This is a genomic window from Pedobacter nyackensis (genome assembly GCF_900176505.1).
GTDB lineage: Bacteria > Bacteroidota > Bacteroidia > Sphingobacteriales > Sphingobacteriaceae > Pedobacter > Pedobacter nyackensis.
In genome coordinates this window covers 314286-331909 of sequence record NZ_FWYB01000004.1, presented here as the reverse complement: position 1 = coordinate 331909, position 17624 = coordinate 314286, and the positions used below count along the sequence as shown (strand labels likewise).

At 38.3% G+C, this 17624-nt stretch carries 11 protein-coding genes; 2 read left to right on the top strand and 9 right to left on the bottom strand.

Features of this window, described 5'->3' with window-relative positions:
* Both B9A18_RS11040 and B9A18_RS11035 read left to right on the top strand, forming a co-directional pair.
* Nucleotides 1-266 (top strand): integrase core domain-containing protein (locus tag B9A18_RS11040; protein WP_144009468.1); only part of this gene is annotated, 266 nt, incomplete at its 5' end.
* Nucleotides 267-592: 326 nt separating this feature from the next.
* Nucleotides 593-1384: a hypothetical protein gene (locus tag B9A18_RS11035; RefSeq protein ID WP_144009467.1), complete on the top strand. Its 792-nt coding sequence runs from the start codon at nt 593-595 to the stop codon at nt 1382-1384.
* 134 nt (nt 1385-1518) lie between these two features.
* Here B9A18_RS11035 and B9A18_RS11030 read toward each other — a convergent pair whose 3' ends face one another.
* The 9 genes from B9A18_RS11030 to B9A18_RS10990 form a co-directional block, all read right to left on the bottom strand.
* On the bottom strand, nt 1519-4110 hold the full coding sequence (locus B9A18_RS11030; protein ID WP_159452640.1) for a PAS domain S-box protein: 2592 nt from the start codon (nt 4108-4110) through the stop codon (nt 1519-1521).
* Nucleotides 4111-4265: 155 nt separating this feature from the next.
* Nucleotides 4266-5618 carry a TlpA family protein disulfide reductase gene (locus tag B9A18_RS11025; RefSeq protein ID WP_084289344.1) on the bottom strand — a complete coding sequence of 451 codons (1353 nt, stop codon included), beginning with the start codon at nt 5616-5618 and terminating at the stop codon, nt 4266-4268.
* The gene (locus tag B9A18_RS11020) at nt 5615-6985 is read right to left on the bottom strand and encodes a TlpA disulfide reductase family protein (RefSeq protein ID WP_084289343.1); all 1371 of its coding nucleotides are present in this window, start codon (nt 6983-6985) and stop codon (nt 5615-5617) included. Before B9A18_RS11020 ends, B9A18_RS11025 begins: the two co-directional genes overlap by 4 nt.
* A 54-nt stretch (nt 6986-7039) precedes the next feature.
* On the bottom strand, nt 7040-9184 hold the full coding sequence (locus B9A18_RS11015) for a S46 family peptidase (RefSeq protein ID WP_084289342.1): 2145 nt from the start codon (nt 9182-9184) through the stop codon (nt 7040-7042).
* Between the two features lie 48 nt (nt 9185-9232).
* Nucleotides 9233-10357, bottom strand: coding sequence for a TlpA disulfide reductase family protein (locus tag B9A18_RS11010; RefSeq protein ID WP_084289341.1), 1125 nt, complete (start codon nt 10355-10357; stop codon nt 9233-9235).
* Nucleotides 10358-10430: 73 nt separating this feature from the next.
* Nucleotides 10431-11945, bottom strand: coding sequence for a PKD-like family lipoprotein (locus B9A18_RS11005; RefSeq protein ID WP_084289340.1), 1515 nt, complete (start codon nt 11943-11945; stop codon nt 10431-10433).
* A 21-nt stretch (nt 11946-11966) separates the two neighbouring features.
* A complete protein-coding gene (locus B9A18_RS11000) occupies nt 11967-12710 on the bottom strand; it encodes a DUF4843 domain-containing protein (RefSeq protein WP_084289339.1) in 744 nt (247 codons plus the stop codon).
* A 35-nt stretch (nt 12711-12745) separates the two neighbouring features.
* Nucleotides 12746-14167, bottom strand: coding sequence for a RagB/SusD family nutrient uptake outer membrane protein (locus tag B9A18_RS10995; protein ID WP_084289338.1), 1422 nt, complete (start codon nt 14165-14167; stop codon nt 12746-12748).
* Nucleotides 14168-14201: 34 nt separating this feature from the next.
* The gene (locus B9A18_RS10990; protein ID WP_084289337.1) at nt 14202-17543 is read right to left on the bottom strand and encodes a SusC/RagA family TonB-linked outer membrane protein; all 3342 of its coding nucleotides are present in this window, start codon (nt 17541-17543) and stop codon (nt 14202-14204) included.
* Between the last annotated feature and the right edge of the window lie 81 nt (nt 17544-17624).

Sequence of the window (17624 nt, the reverse complement as noted above, 5' to 3'; positions counted from 1 at the left end):
GAGAAGCTTATGAGAACCCCATAGCCGAAAGGATAAATGGGATTCTCAAAACAGAATTTAAGCTTAATCGTATTTTTCAATCCAGGAGTCAAGCGATGCATGAGGTTGCTAAAAGCATTGACTCTTATAATCATCTTCGTCCACATATGAGTTGCGATTATCTCACACCAGTAATTGCTCATACTACTGAACAACCGTTAATTAAGCGGTGGAAAAACTGTAGAAAAAAGTATAATAGAACTAAAGAAAAACAATTAATTTTATAATTATTAACCCCTCTCAAAACTGTAAAGTAAAACCCGTATCAGACCAAGTGTACAGTATATTCAGTAAAATAAATAATTTTGTAAAGCAATTTCAGTAAAGTCACCCCGATTTTGTAAAGCCTAATCAGTATAAGACAAGTATAAGACATCTTTGTCCACCAGTTTACCATAGCCCGCATTGAGTCCGCCTATACCCCGCATACACCCCGCCTTTTACTACTATTACCCAGGATAACTGCATTAATCTGGCACTCTAATTGCGCATAGTTATACTATCCTGGTCGATGCAAAGCCAGGCATTTCTTAAACCTCAAATCAATATAATTATGGCCAGCGTTAATGGAAAATTTATTACAGGCAAAATTGGTCCTACGGTATACAAGAAATACCGAAATAAACAGGTTATTCAAAAAAAACCTGTTTTTACACCTTCCAGTCATACTGAGCCCAGTAAAATCGCAGCCAAAATTTTCGGGAAAGCCAGTACGCTAGCCATGACCTTGAGGAATAATCTTAATCCTATTACTACCGATTTTACCGATGGCGAAATGGTAAATCGTTTAAATTCTGAAGTAGTACACATTCTAAATCAGTGTAAAAATATAGATAAAGGCATTTTCGATTTCCGCAGCGATAGTTTTGACAGGCTAAATGGTTTTGAATTCAATCAACATTCACTGGTAAGAAATATTTTTCATGTACGTCCGGAATTAGAGGTGACGGGGAATAAATTAAAGATCAGCATACCAGAAATGCGACTTCCACAAGAGCTTAACTTTCCAAAAGAAATCAGACATTGTATGTTGAGCTTTGGGCTTGGCATATTCGATCTGACAAATGGACAGCATTATTTCAATCCGGTTCAAACAACAGAAATAGAATACAAATATCAAGCAGATGTTATAGCTCCACAACAATTTGAATTTAAGATTGAACCAGGCTGTCTTTGTGTTACTGTAATTTCCTTGCAGTTTTTGAGGAATACCTTTGCAGGAAAAATGTTTTACAATACAATCGATTTTAACCCCGTAGCAATACTAAAAGCGTTTATATCAGACGGCAAGGCTGCTAAGGCCAAAACAATAAACTGGCAAGAAATGGGTTTCGAAGCAGGCTAGAGTTGATTGTGTACCAGGAAGTGTATTTGGAGATGAAACATTTAAACATTGATAACAAGCCATAACTGCATCTTTCCGAACCCATTGTACTCTTCTAATCATTTAACTATTTTATTCCCTTAGTGGGAATTCTGTTAACACAGACTAAAGCTCAATATGAATTCGGACCCCTGCTCCAGCGTACTTCTTACCTCTATGTTTCCGTTAAGCGCTGTAGCCTGCGTTTTCACAATGTACAACCCCAGCCCTTTACCCTCGATGGAGGGATGAAATCGTTTATAAAGCCCGAATATCTGGTCCTTATATTTCACTAGATCGATGCCGATACCATTATCCTTAAATGAGATAAACACTTTGTCATCGCTCTTTGAAGATCTGATTAGTAAATGCGGCACAACACCCGGTCGTGAATACTTAATGCCATTGGAGATTACATTGCAAAAGATACTTTTTATATACGCCCGAACTGAATTTAAATCCGGTATAGCAGTAAAGTCGTATTCGATCAAAACATTTTTCTTTTCTATCGCATCCGCAAGTGTTTTTCTGGTCTCATCTAAAATCTCTTTAAACACTACCCTACTATTTACATTAGAAAGTGAATTTCGAATGCGCAATATCTCATTCAGATCCTTCACCACATCATCTAATTTTTTGACAGACTGATCAATACCCCGCAAGGCGATTGCTATGTCCTCTTCATTCATTTCCTGATCCAATAAACTAATTAATCCCAATACCGTGGAAATCGGTGATCGTATATTATGGGACAGCACGTTTGAAAACTGCTCAAGGTCCCTGTTCCGTTGCTCCAGGTCATGTATGATTCCCTGTCTTTCCAATTCAAGATTTTTCCTCCCGGTAATGTTCACCATAGTACCTATAAGAGCTTTTTTTCCTTGATAGGTGGTATTATTCCCAAAAACCTCTATCCATATATAACTTCCATCTTTTCTTTTTACTCTTGTCTCATAGCTTTTATTAATTCCCTGCATCCTTAACGACATATTGTGGCTGACCATATCATAATCTTCTTCATGCACCAATTCCCTGATCGTTAGCAGATACATCTCTTCCTCAGTATAACCGATATCTTCGACAACCTTGGGATTTACGTATACCAAAGCGTCATCTATGATAATATAGACCCCAACCAAGGATTTCTCAACTAAATCCTGGAATTTTTTCTGCGATTCGATAAGATTGCGTTGCTGGATTGCCTTATTTAAATATATCGTAATCGTATCAGCAATAGTGTTGATAAGGTCACGCTCTTCTTTTAAGAAGGAGCCTTCAAAGGCTTTTGGCTTTTCTTTAGTATAAATCACTTCAACCAAACCATACTTCCCATCAACTAAGCTGAAAGAAGCAACCTGGCTATAAGGTGATGAATGGTAACCAGCGGTAATATATTTCTTTCCGTCAAATTCTATTTTTGCCTCGCAATATTCAGGATATTGCCAGCCCTCGCGGATAAGATTAACGATCTTTTCAAATAAACTGTCAATATCTTGCGAAGTGTCCTTTAATATTTCATTCAATTTAAAAATCGTTGAGAGCTCTTTTACCCGTTCGCCAAGATCATGTAAAGCTAACACCTTATCAGTAACATCTGAGTAGGTATATACCACGGCTTTCACATTATCGTCTTCAAGCATATTCCTATAAATACCATCTACATAAATATAATGCCCTTGTTTATGCCTTAATTTATGGCGCTTAAACAGCGTACTACCTGGTATGGAAGCAACTTTCACAAAATCCAGTCGATCCTGGTCTTTATGCTCCGGATCGACCAGATCTATGTCTGAAGCATTTTGCATTTCAGCTACTGTATAGCCCGTAACCTTCTCAAATGAGGGTGTTCTATAAATAGCCTGTCCAGCGGCATTAAACAAAGCGATGACATCTGTGCTACTTTCAATCAATCTTCTGTAGTATTTTTCACTGCCTGCCAATTCCCTGGTTTTCGATTGGATAATGCGCTCAAGTTTAACCGGCAATTTGGCCCGGTGATACACAACTATACTTATGGAGAAACTTAACAGTATACCTAGAACCGATATGGCATATACATCATTTGAAGTGGTATAGAGGGAAGAATAAGCAGCATGTAAGGTCCAATTTCCTTCAGGCATATAAACTGAAATACCACTATTGGCTTTGGGAACATAATTTGGAAAAAAGGATTCGGATTTGAGTGTAACCGGATTTACTTTAGAGAGTTGATAAACAAATTTTCCACCATTATTTTTCAATTGCGGCAATAGACTAAAGACCGTAGGTAATTTTGTGATCACGCTTGCCAGTCCCTTGTATTTATTATTAATAATGATCGGTATACGACAGGAAATCCCAATTCCTCTACCTTGCGTCAACCGATAAGGACCTGCAAAGAGTACCTTATTACTCTTTATTGCAATCTCAATTTCTTTACGAAACAAGGGCACTTCCAGTAAGCTGTGCCCCAATATCTTCTGGTTCCCCTGTAAGGGATAAACGTGGGTAATCGTATAATTCTCGGCAAAATTCATGAAATCAATCCCTTTATTGTGTTCCATGATATCCCTGGCGATCTCATCAAAACTATCAATATTTCCGTACTGCTTATATAGTATAGAGAATGTATTTGCCGATGATATACTATGGTTAAGGATGTCCTTGAATCTACTTTCTACTTCATCCAGTTCATGCTTCAAAATTTCGTGTTCCTGCCTCTTCTGCATTGAATAACGCAGGTAAGCAACATATTGGGTGATTGCCAACAGTGACACAATGGTTATAAAGGCCCAAATAAATGGACGAAATGATTTGTAGCTGGCCTCTTTACCCATAGATGCAATCCTGATTTGATGATAAATATAGAGAATTTACTGCTTTTTCATTCTAACCATTCTTTCAGGATTTCTTTCAGTTTTGGGTCACTTGGCCGCGGTGAATCGACATCTATAATATTCCCATTTTTATCAAAAAGCATAAACCTCGGAATGCCATTAATTTTATAATCCCTTGAAATCTCCGCCCCCGGTCCGGAATGAATCTGTACGCCGCCTAGTTGCGCATCAGCAACATACTTTTTCCATTTTTCCTTATCCTTATGGTCGTCCACAGACACGCTTAAAAATGCGACATCTTTACCATGAAACTCCTCTTCCAGTTTTTTTAACGAAGGAATCTCTTTTACGCAAGGACCGCACCAGGTTGCCCAAACATCCACCAATACCAATTTACCTTTAAAATCTGATAATGAAACCATTTTGCCATTCACATCTGGATAACTAAAGCCAAACGCTTTTGCTCCTGGCTTGTATACACCATTCTTAGCTTCAATAACTTCTGCGCGTAATTTTTGATCATTCCTTGTAAAGTACTTACTGTAGGTATCCACAATTTGCTTGTACTTATTATATGATCTTGCAAGTGCGGCATATGTTAATGCATAATCCCCTTTCAACTGATCGTTTGGAATAGACAGTACGTCTTTATCAAAATCATAGCCTAAGCCCTTGTTTTTAAACGCAACGAGGTTACTCAACATATTTATCCCATAAGGGAATTGAAGCAACACCTCATTTTGAAGGAAATCATCTGCTTTAAAATTCTTAATATAAGGAGTATAATCATTTTCATCAGGTCTGGAAGCAGAAGGATACAGCAACAAGGTTAAGGTATAATAGCCAAGATCATAAGCTATGGTTTGGCGCATTAACTTGTCGAAATGACTATTCCCGGTATTAATGCCAGCGCTAAAGGGTTTTGATTTAGCAACTGCTTCTTCCAGCATTGGAAAAAACTCTTTAAACGATCTGACACCACGATTAAAATAGATCGTTTTACGTTCCACCTTATAAGCGGTCTTATACCACTGTTCTAATACAATATTCTCTTTATTATTCTTGCCTTTAAGGATATATGCTTCATCCGTCAACTCAAGACTGATCTGGTCGTTGCCTTTCACATACAGTTTATACTTATCCTGGGTACCATTATTTACTGTTCCAAAGCCCAACAAGTAGTATCCTTTATAGGCAGGTTTAAATTTAAAAGCAAATGCACCATTAGCGGCTGGCTTTACGGAAGCGAGTTCTACCATTTGCCCCTGATTTACGCTAAATAGCTTTACAAAGTCAGGTTTTGTTTTTTTTGAAACCCCTCTAATCTCGGTTTCCTGAGCTTTCACCGTGAAAAAAGAAAATAATATAATTGCAATAAATGCAACTCTTGATGTAATCATAGTTTTGATTGGTTAAGTAGTTCTGTCAAATAAATTTTCAATATCGGATTAGAGGGACGCTTACAACTATTATAATCCAGCATCTTACCTTGCTTGTCTAAAATCACAAAACGAGGCACTCCCCCTTTTCCAATCTTATCAAAAAATGTATCCTTTTTACCCATCATAATTAATTGTTCACCGGTCATATTATGTTTCTGCAAAAACCGTTTCCACATCGCTAAATCGTAATCACAAGAAACAGAAAGGAAAACGATATCTTCCCCATGCAAGTCCTGCTCTAACTGCTTTAGATATGGCATTTCGGCGATACAAGGTTTACAGCCCGTATTCCAGATATCTACATAAATCAGTTTCCCTTTATAGTCTTTAATAGAAACCAGCTCATCTTTAGCATTTTGAAAAGCATATGCACTCATGTCAGTGCCTAGGGGTGCATTTTTATAGAAATTCAGTCCCTGATTAATTTTTGCTTTCAAACCATTTATTTTGGCCACACTAACCGGGTTTTTAACCAATGGTAATACCGCATTTATTTCTTTAGGAACGGCTACCAGATCTCCAATAGAAGCAGCGTAAGTTAATGTTGCAGTGATATAGGCCTCTCTTAATTTCTGGTTTTCTATAGCCTTACCAAAGTCGGCTACCCAGCTGTGTGCATGATTAATCTTTAACTGACCGGCTTTCATTTTAGCAAACATCAGTTCGGTGATATTTAGCCTCCAGTTAGGGTGAACCATAATTTCCGGGATTAATAGAATGTTTAGATCAGAAAAGTTGACCTGCATCATCTTACCATCCGCTCCATGGGCTTTAGATTCCAAAAGCGGACCAAATGTCTGATCCAAAAAAACGCCCTGTGCATTGCCCAATAATAGTGCCTTCCGCCGAACTACCTCTGCATTTGTTGAACTATTTATAGCGTTAACCTGATTGTTGTAAGTTTCGAGATGACTGGCTAAATCAAGTGGATTATATTTAAATTTCGTCGCCATATCATATAGAAACTGGTTTAATACACTTCCTTTACCTATCATAAAAACCTGGTCTTTTGCAATTTTTAAGCTAAGCTGATCACCCGGATTAAGGTACATCTCAAACTCAGTTGGCTCATCTTCCCCCATTGAAACCACATAAAATCCGGGCACTTTTACGTTCAGGTTAAATTGAAACTGTCCATTAGAATTTATGGAATCTGTGACTCTTGAACCACGTACAGATTCACGGTTAAATATGGTAATGTGTTTGATATCGATTCCCTGAATGGAACCTTTAACAATTGTTTTAATATCGTTTGACGCAAAAGCCGGGCAGGAAAACATCCATCCACAAACAATGATGAGCAGCTGTCTGAGTATTTGTTTCATCTATTTTATGAGTTAATCGAAGGTGGCATAACCGCCACCTTCATTTACGTTAATTTATACCCCAGTCTGGTTTGCCTGTTCAATTTCCCCGATAATTCTATTTGTTCCTGAAAACTTTTCGGTTACAAACAACAGATAACGAACATCGACGCAAATAACTCTATTCAGGTCTTTTTCATAATTAAACTCCCTGGTCATTGATTCCCAGTTGCAGTCGAACACCAACCCAATAATCTGCCCTTTGGCATTCATCATCGGACTTCCTGAATTGCCACCTGTAACATCCCCATTGGTTACAAAACAAACCGGCATCTCTCCATTTACAGCGTATTTTCCATAATCCTTCTTTTGCCAGAGTACCTGTAAATCTTTATTCAGGAAGTAATCCTTATTTACCGTATCAGCCTTTGCAATCAACTCACTTAAGGTAGTCTGATATGGAACAGTTTTATTATCTAATACCAGATCCGATACGGTTCCATAAGAAAGACGGATGGATTTATCTGCATCTGGATAGTATTTACCAGATTTGAAATCAGAAATACTGTTGTAATACGATTCAACGATTCTATAAATCTTTCTTGCATTTAATTCGGCCTCTTTAAATACTTCTGTCTGCTTTTTATCGATAGATTTCATCAATTGAGCAACCGGATCATCACTTATAGAAGCAATAGGATTTTTGAACCATCTATCTAATTTTGCATAATCGGTAAAAAGAGAATTTTTAAATAACTCATCCACATATTGATCAATTTGTGCATCAGTATCCAATTTTTTCAATTCAAATACATCAGGGCGAAGATCAGCAGGTAAACTATCTTTACATAGTTTAAGTACTGCCTTGGTAAGTTGTTTCTCAACCCCCATATCCATTTTCTTATAATACATGCTTGTATTAACTGCAAGGTTTTTACTCACCTCCGGAGATTTTTTCAAATCGTAAGTGTAAAAACCACTACCAAACCCCGAAAGGAAACGAGGGATACCTGCAGCGGTACTAAAGCATTCAGAATAATATGTTTGGGCACGTTTAAACTTTGCATTGGCTTCAATTTCGGCCTTCAACTTTGGCATCAGAGTCGCAAATTTTGCTTTCCTAGATTCATCCTTCATTACCCAGTTCATCCACTCTTTCTCATGAGCTTCCTTCTTAGCCAAAATATGCAGCTTATTTACCCAAAAATTCATGCCTACTGCATTCTTGTAATAGTTAGCGGAATTGGCATAATTTTCAGCATACAACTGTTTTATCTCATTGCTCTTATCCATTTCCTTTTCAAGAATAGACTGACTAAGTGCCCTTACAGCAATCATCGGCGGGTTTAAAACCTGCGTTTTTTGCCAGATCTGAGAAGAAGTCGCATTACGCTCTGATTGACCAGGGTAGCCCATTGACATGGCAAAATCTCCATTTTTATAACCTTCGGTTGAAATGTGTAAATAGTTCTTCACCACTAAAGGAACATTGCTTTTCGAATAGACAGCAGGTTTACCATTTTTATCGGCATAAACTCTGAAGTAAGCAAAATCCGCACTTTGTCGTGGCCACATCCAGTTATCCGTTTCTCCACCAAATTTCGCTACATTTTTTGGAGGAACACCTACCAGGCGAACATCTCTGTATTGTAGCTGTAAAAAAAGCACAAATAAAGTGTTGTCCTTATAGGGTCTGATTGAAATCTTATAACCTGGATACTTCTGAGCATATTTTTGCGAAACAGCTTTTATTGCTTTATTGATACTGTTAACATCCGAAACATCCTGAGAATTTGCCTTTACCTCGGCAGTTACATCCAATATTTTTTTATTGATGGTAATAGCCAGGTCACCAACAGGGAGTTCTTCCCCCTCTTTGGCAGCCCAATATCCCTTTTTAAAAATATCGTTTGTTGGCGAAATATATTGCTGAATTGCACCATAAGAGCAATGATAATTGGTAAGTACAAGCCCTGATCCTGAGATCAAAGAGCCGGTACAACCTGAACCAAAAGCCACTACGGCTTCAGTCAGCGCGCCTTCATTTTCACCTGTTAATTTTTCAATTGGAATCTTCAATCCCATTGCCTTTAGCTCTTCCGCGTTCTGCTGCTTTAATAAGGCCAACAGCCACATCCCTTCATCTGCCCTTAGCTGCCCGCTAAAAGACAGCAACAGTCCAACCAGCAGTGACCATTTTGAAATGATTTTCTTATACATATTCAATCCTTTGTTTTCGTAATATTAATAGGGTTAGTAGGTTCCTTTTTAGCCTTTTGTCTTTGGTGCAAAGATCGACTCAAGCAATTTTTCAAGTGCTTCACCTCTCAAACCTTCTGCAATAATTTTTCCATTAGGATCAATAATCCAAATTGCAGGAATACCATCAATACCGTATTTCTGAGCAACCGGTGATTTTACACCACCTACAAGATCAGATGCATGTTTCCATACCATACCATCTTTCACTATAGCCTCATTCCAGGGTTTTATTTCGTGGTCTAACGAAAAAGAAATTACTTCCAATCCTTTATCTTTATATTTCTCATACAAATGTTTTGTATGAGGATTTTCAGCACGACAAGGCACGCACCAGGAAGCCCAAAAATCTAACATCACATACTTCCCACGGAATGACGACAAAGAAATTTTAGATTTCCCATCAGGTTTAACTACATTAAAGTCTGGGGCAATTGCGCCTGGAGCAACTTTACGTAATATATCAGCACGCTTTTTCATAGCCACATAATAGGGATGTGTAGAGAAGTGGGCTTTAAACCCTTTTAAAACACTATCAATCTGATCGTGCTTCATCATCATCAGCGGCACTTTGGCCAGATATAAAGCAACCACTGAATTTGGGAAGTTTTTAGCCAACGAATCTACATAGCGTTTCTTCTCAGCTTCCACACTTTTAAAAAAGGCCAGTTTTTCTTCTTTGCTGAACTTGCTTCCACTCATATTCATTTCATTGCTTTTTTGAGTTTGCTGACGTGTGAATTGCTGAAAGTTGTTCCAGCGATCATTTTCAGGGGTTCCCTTTATTTCGGCCGTATACATCTTTTTGATATCACTAGTGATTTCCACCTGACCTTTTTCAGCAACGAAAGTAAAGCCTCCCCTCGATCCATCGATTTTGAACTCATACAATTGATTACTTACCGTCTCAGGAAGTGAAAATAAAAATGTTCCGTCGGCTTTAATTGTAGCCTGCTGTATAGCTACGTCCCCACCATGATCACCGCCACTACGCTGCACTATTATCTTTGAATCTTTCGTCACTCCGCTGATTTTGCCTTTAACTACGCAATAAGGATTAGCGGCAAAGCTCTGTAAACTTAACAGTGAGATGCCTAATATAGCAGCAATACGTTTTAATGGATTATTATTCATTTTAGTTTTTTATGATATAAAAAGGTTGTGATGCAATCAATGACACAATAATGCCATTGATTGCATGTTTCAATTATTTAATTTTATAATTCATTCCTGAAATTTTGCCGAAGCCTGTATAAGCCTTTATCGCTCCAAAAACACCGCTTACCTCATTCACATCAATTTGCAAAAGAGTTCCTGCTTTTGTAGTCGGATTATAAAGTGCAACATAAAGGATTTTACCATCATTGGGATGAAGATTTACCTTCAATAACTTCATGCCTGTAATCACATTACCCGGATATGAGACGGATATGTCATACCGTTGTGTTGAAAATAAATCACCGGCGTAGTTGTTCTGGTAAATTTTGGTATCTGTAGCATAATACATTACGTTGGCCCGATTGCCAATGGAGAAGTACTTAGCGTTATTAAGATCAGTAGCATTGCTGATGTTAATGCGGTCGAGCGCTCTGTTTCCATCATCGGTCTTATCAAAATTACAGATGAACAATTCACGTGAATTTGGATTCCCTTCATCCTGCATTACGCAAAACCATCCTTTTGCAAAGCCATGTTCGGCGTAAACCATCTCTTTGCCTACGTTCCGCATGTTAAATTTGGCTGTTAATCCCGGCTCTTTAAATTGCTTGACATACCTCTGAAAATCAATATAAAGAAAGCGTTTATTCTTCATATCATAAATCACACCGTAATAAGAGAAGTTGAAAATGGTACCAATAAAAGGCGCGGCCACATAATCTTCACCAAAACACCTTACACCGAACTGGTAATACAAACTAGGTGTAGGTTGCGGAACAAAATACAAGCTTCCTTTATTGATCAGCAACTCGTTATAACTCCAACCTGCATAGGCCTGATATTGAATATCGGAAGCTGAAAGTGGATTTATAAACATGTTGCTATAAGTATTTTTGATACGCAGGTCATCACCACTTATGCGGTAGCCCCCCTGATCAGTCTTGGTAAACACATCAACCCAATGATTACTCATATAAATCACATTAGCGCCTTCACCTTGTATTTTTGCACCATTAGTTTCAGAAAATACATTCGGCTGAACGTAGTCCGTATTGGCAGGCAATAGATTACCCAGCAATTTATTATTCACTATAATACTGATATCACTGCTTGTATTATCCCCATGTAATACCATCCATCCTGGAGATGCATAAGAACCGATGGTAAATGGCATCTTAACTATTTGAGTTATTCCCCCGTTGGCATTGTCTTTTACATACAATACCAACATATAACTTCCCGGTGCATCAACTACCTTGTAAGAAAGCTTTTTAGTATTCGCGAGCAGTTTGTTAAAATAAATTCCCGTTGCCGGATCCGGAGAAAAGCTCTGCTGTAACAGGCGCCACTCATACACCAAATTTCCGGGAGTCCCAGGCGTACTTACTGCATCTTGTTCAATACTTTCATTTTGTTTAACAAAAAAAGTATTCGGCATAGCTACAGTATCCACAAAGCTGGTACTTAAATCTTTATAGTCATAATTGCCTTTATCTTTGGCACAGCCAAATAAAAACAACACAATTGCAGCTAAAACTGCAAAACAATAGTTATATATTTTCATTAGTCTATATTTGTTTTTGATTTAACCATTACCTCCAATACCTGTAAACACAGGGAATCCCACAGTACCAAGCTCATCCGTTAAAGGTGTATTACCTGGTGTAGTGTTGTACTCCAATAGCGCCGTTCTTGCCCTTGCATTAAAATCAGCAAGCAACACAAGGTTCATTGGATCCGGAAGTTCCGTGATTTTGCAGGCTTTCAGTATAAAGGCGTATCTGGTTTCGGTAAACGTTCCGAAAGCATTGAGATAATTCGATTTATCCCAGATATCCGGCTTTAGAAACTTGTCTCCCCAAATAAATACAGCTTTCCTGTACCGCTCAAAACCTACTTTGAAATTTTGGTTCTCTGCTACCTCTATTTCTAATCGTACTGATTTATCCTTTAAACCCGCTTTGTAAATTACTATTGGAATGCGAACCGAAAAAGCATTGGCAGGTAATACTTTGCTTTCGAATTTAAAATTTACGCCTTCCACAGCCGTCGTCGACTTAGCATTTATCTTAATACCTATTTCTCTATCCTGAGGACTTGCATTACCCATTATATTGGCTTTAAACCAAAGGGTATCATGGTCTCCGATATTTGGATAAGCCGGGAAGGAATAGATAATTGAATCACGAAGCGCAATACTGCCACTTCCTGGAATCTGAAAAAACAAACGCGGATCATTTTCGTAACCTAGTATATCTTTCTCAGTACAGGCACCTAAAAGTACAGTTAGAGAAAGAATTAAAGCATATAGTTTTATTATTGCTTTCATTTTATTTTTTTTAAGTTGAATAATCTTACTTTAATCTATTTACCAAATTCAATTTCATTTTCGGGCATTGGTAATACCAATTGGACATCCGTTAAAGTGACAGAATTCGGCGGAAACTTAGCCTGCTTAGTCCTTTTACAATACCCAAAAAGCTGTCCTTCTCCCTGAAATTCCTTTCTATACTCCTTTAAAATTTCAGCCTTAACCTGTGCATCTGTTAACGAAGCGGAAAGCGGTGTCGTAATTCCCCTATGTTCTCTTACCTCGTTAAGCAGGTCGATAGCCTTTCCATTGTCTAAGCCAACATTACATTCAGCGGCGATGTAATTCATCTCAGAGCGCCTTACTAAAGGAATCATTGATGCATAAGCAATCTTATAATTGTCGGGCTGAAAGAATTTATAAAGGATATAATTATTGCCAGATAGCCTTGAAGTATATATCAATCGATAGTCGTTAGCCCCAATCCCCCCCTTTTCATACATCGACTCATAATTAAATGAACTCTTTAATAACTGATCTCCTGAAAAAGCTGAAATAAACCACTTATTAGCAATGATCTTCAGGTCAAATACATTCAGTGCAAAAAGATTTTCTGTTGAAAAAGTAAAATCTTTGTCCATATCTGCAGTCGCCGATATATTCGAGGTTTGAATCCATGGAAATACCTGGTTTCCGGCTTGAATTACCTCCATTGCATTTGTCAGTGCATTTACCTTATCATTTTTCCACAAATAAGCCCTTGCAGCAATACCTTTTACCGCAAAGTAGTTTAGGCGTTGGTGACGATTATTTAAAAACTCATCTGTTGCTGAACGTTTAATACCCTTTTTTATCGGATCTACATTAAGATTTAAAACAGCATCCTCCAGATCTTTCAAAAGTAAGTCCATCACCTGGTTGCCTGTTGAACGCGGCGTAACTTCGGTACTAAGGCTATTCGCATAAGGAATAGCTATTTTTGTAAGATCGGTTGAGGCAAAATTACGCAGCAAATCGAGATGGATGAAAGCCCTGATTGCAAGTGCTTCACCTTTTATAATCTGATAATTATTTCCTGTAAACAGCGCTTTATTATTGTCGATGTTATCGAGGATATTATTAACATTAGCCAGTATATTGTACATACCTCTCCACATGCCATCTATTTGAATACGGACTTTCGCGTCAGTGGTATATCTAAACTGCGCTACGCTGCCGTAGGTAGAATTGTTAAAGGTATCATACTGCTGCGCTACCGCATCCATGAAACCAAAAGTCAGTTCACGACCGTATAATGACTGTGATTTCATTAAGGTATAACAACCGATCAAAGCATCTTTATACCCCTGCTCTGTTTGTAACAGCACATCAGATTTGATCTTAGTGCGGGGTTGTACATCCAACCACTTTTTACATGAACTTACAGATAGCATCACGACAATTGTCATTAAGCCTACTATTAATCTATTTCTCATTTCTTTAGTTCTTTAGGTTTATAAAAATGTATGGTTAAAAGTTAGCTGTGACTGTAAAAGAGCCATAACGTGCAAACGGGTAAGCCGTTCCTCTTTCAGCACGCACGCTTGAGAATCTATATACATCGTTCATGTTTAACATCACCTGTAAGCGCTGCAGACTTAATTTCTTTACAAAGCTGAATCTATAGAAATCATAACCAACATTAACAGAAGAGATATTCAGTTCGTTAAAGTCCTGCACAAACCTGGAAGTAGCCAGCGTAAGAGCATTGGAAACACCGATACTTTTAAACAATACATTATCGCCCGGTTTTTTCCAGCTGTCGTAATAAGCACGGTTATCTACATTATAATTCAACTGTGCGTTCTCTACCTTATCAACCAGGGTTTGGTTATAGATTTGTCCACCCACTTTATACTGTGCAATAAAACCGATGCTGAAACCTTTATATTCATAGTTGGCTCCCATGTTACCAAATACTTTAGGTTGGTTTAGCCCTACTACCACTTTATCATTTGCGTTCCAGGTCTCCGTAAGCGTTCCGTCCAGTTTCACGAAAATCTCCTTTCCTGTGGCAGGATCAATTCCCATAGAGGGTACTGCCCAGATGGCATCCAACGACTGCCCTTCCTGAAATCTCACTAAAGGTTTATTACTTCTCGTTGATAACCTGTCCTGCTCTTCTGTAATGCTCTGGAGTGAATTAGAGATTTTTACGATTTTATTGGTGTTTGATATACCTGTTACGAACAGGTTGAGTGATCTCCGGATAGCCGGATTTAACAGCATCCTGTAATTTAGTTTAAGTTCAATTCCTGTATTGCGAATCTGTCCTAGATTTGCCTTATAAGAATCGAAACCAAGTGAAGGAGGTGTGGTAATATCCGTTAAAAGGTTTGTTGTAATGGCATTATAAACATCAACGCGCAAGTTTAAACGCGACATGATTTCAGCATCCAGGCCAGCATTATAATCCAGTTTCTGTTGCCACTTTAAATCCTCATTGGCCAAACCATTCAAATACGTACCCAACATGCCCTGATATGAATTGTCAACAAAGTAGTTGTACAATAACAGCGCCTGGTCGGAATTGAAGTTTTGCGAGCCCGTATATCCCATTGAACCACGTAACTTCAGGTGCGTGATTGTCTTATTTCCCTGTAAAAACTTTTCATTGTGCAAATTCCAACCTGCACCGGCAGACCAGAATGAACCCCAGCGACTATTTGTACCAAATTGTGATGAAGCAGTTGTACGCACGGATAAATCTGCAAAATATCTGTTGTCGAAAGAATAATTCGCGGCTGCCAATCCACCTAATTCACGATTGATAGATTCAGTACCTGAAGGTTTACCATTAAGGGCATATTGTTTGGCAAAAATGATGTTATCCATTTTGTCATTAGGGAAACCTATAGCACTATACAGGTAATTTTCTGAATTATCCTCCCTAATATTTGCACCGACATTTGTATATAAGACATGCTTCCCCCATACTTTCGAATAATTCACGTTCACATCGCTGCTTACCATAGTAGACTTACCGTTCCCCTTATCATAGGTTCCTTTCAAAAACAGGTTATCACCTATAAAACTATTGAACCTGGTATGATTACCCGGAAGAAATACTTCCGTTCCGCTTACTGTATTAGTAAACCCAACCCTACCGATAACTTTGATATTTTGGTTTAGTGTCCACTCCAAATAAGTATTATTGGTGACATCAGTATATTCTGATGTTGAAGCTGTATTAAGTGTAGCATTGTACATTGGATTGTAAACACTTTCAGAAAGTACTGGCCCGATGCCCAGAAGCTTACGAACACTACCGTCGGCATTAAAAGGTCTCCAGTATGGATTTAACCTTGCATACTCCGAGAATTCACCATATGGAGAATTGGCAGCTTTTACACCAGTATATTGAAGCTGGTTTCTGAACAATACATTTTTATAGCGATAGGTAAGTGATAGAGCACCACCAAGACTTTTCCGCTCACTGCCCTTCATCACACCCTGTGTGTTGTTAGAGAAGAAAGTAAGTCCTGCCCTTAATTTATCATCACCGGCCTCAAAACCAAAAGTATGTTTATTGGTAATGCCTGTCCGAACAGGTTGCGCTAACCAATCGGTATTTACGCCGCTTTGTACTTCTTTCAAATTGGCGTAATAAAGACTATCATATTGTAAACCAACAATAGGCTGTAGTCTGCTGTAAGCACCTAATTGTCGCTCCAGGTCTATTTTTTCCGTGGCATTGACCAGGTTATAACTATTCAGATCAGGCATTTCCAGGCCCACAGTTGCCGTATAGTTAATCCTCAACTCACCTGCTTTCACTTTTACTGTTTCTATTACAATAACCCCATTACCTGCTCTTGAACCATATAAAGCTTTAGCAGAGGCATCCTTCAAAATCGTAACAGACTCTACTCTGTTGATATCAAGATCTGAAACCTTTTGAATGGTCATTTCAAAACCATCAACAATAAATAAGGGTTGATTCGGACTGGTTGCATATTGACCTTTAAGATCCGGAAATGAAGAAGCACCTCTGATTTGCATCTCAGGCATTCTGTTTGGATCAGAACCAAAAGCTAGATTATCCTGAATGTTAAGCGAAGGTTCTACACTTTTCAGACTTTGAAAGATATTCAGGTTTCCGGCCTTTAATAATTGCTCACGTGTAATTTTTGATGCAGAGCCTGTAAAGCTTTCCGTTCTTCGGTTAAATGGAATACCCGTTACAACCACTTCATCAATGGTTGTATCTTTTAATTTCATGGTGATTTTGAATGAAGTTTTCCCAGCTACTGAAATACGCTGATCCGTCATCCCCAAATAAGTGATCACTAAAACAGCATCTTCAGCAACGCTTAATCGAAATCGTCCATTTTCATCGCTAAGCACACCATTGCTGGTTCCCAGTTCGGAAACCGTAGCCCTGGGCAAAGGCATCCTATTTTCATCGGTAACCTCTCCGGTAATGGAAACTTTTCTGGTACCGGTATTTTCATCCTTTTGTTTAGGCCCAATAATTACACTGTTAGCCCGAAAACTGAACTTCAGACCAGAACCAGCCAGTAACTGCTCCAACACATTATCAAGCGACTGATCCTTAACTTTTAAAGTAACTTTAGGCTTAGCGTTTACTTCTTCATGGTTATAAACAATGTAAGTCTTTACCTGTTTCTGAAGCGCATCCAACGCAGTTGAAAGTTGGACATTTTTAACGTCGAGGCTCACTTTTGGCCTCAATTGCGCCATCACATTGATGGAAAGAGCTAAAAACAGTAAGGTTAACATCCCTATTTTCCTGCATTCTCCTTTCCGAATGTTTTTTACGTTGATAAGTTCTTCGTAATTTTTTTTCATTAGATTTGGTTTGGTTTAAGTTGAACATATTAAATCCCTGTTGCCCACAAGCAAATGATTTATAAAAACTTGGCTATACGG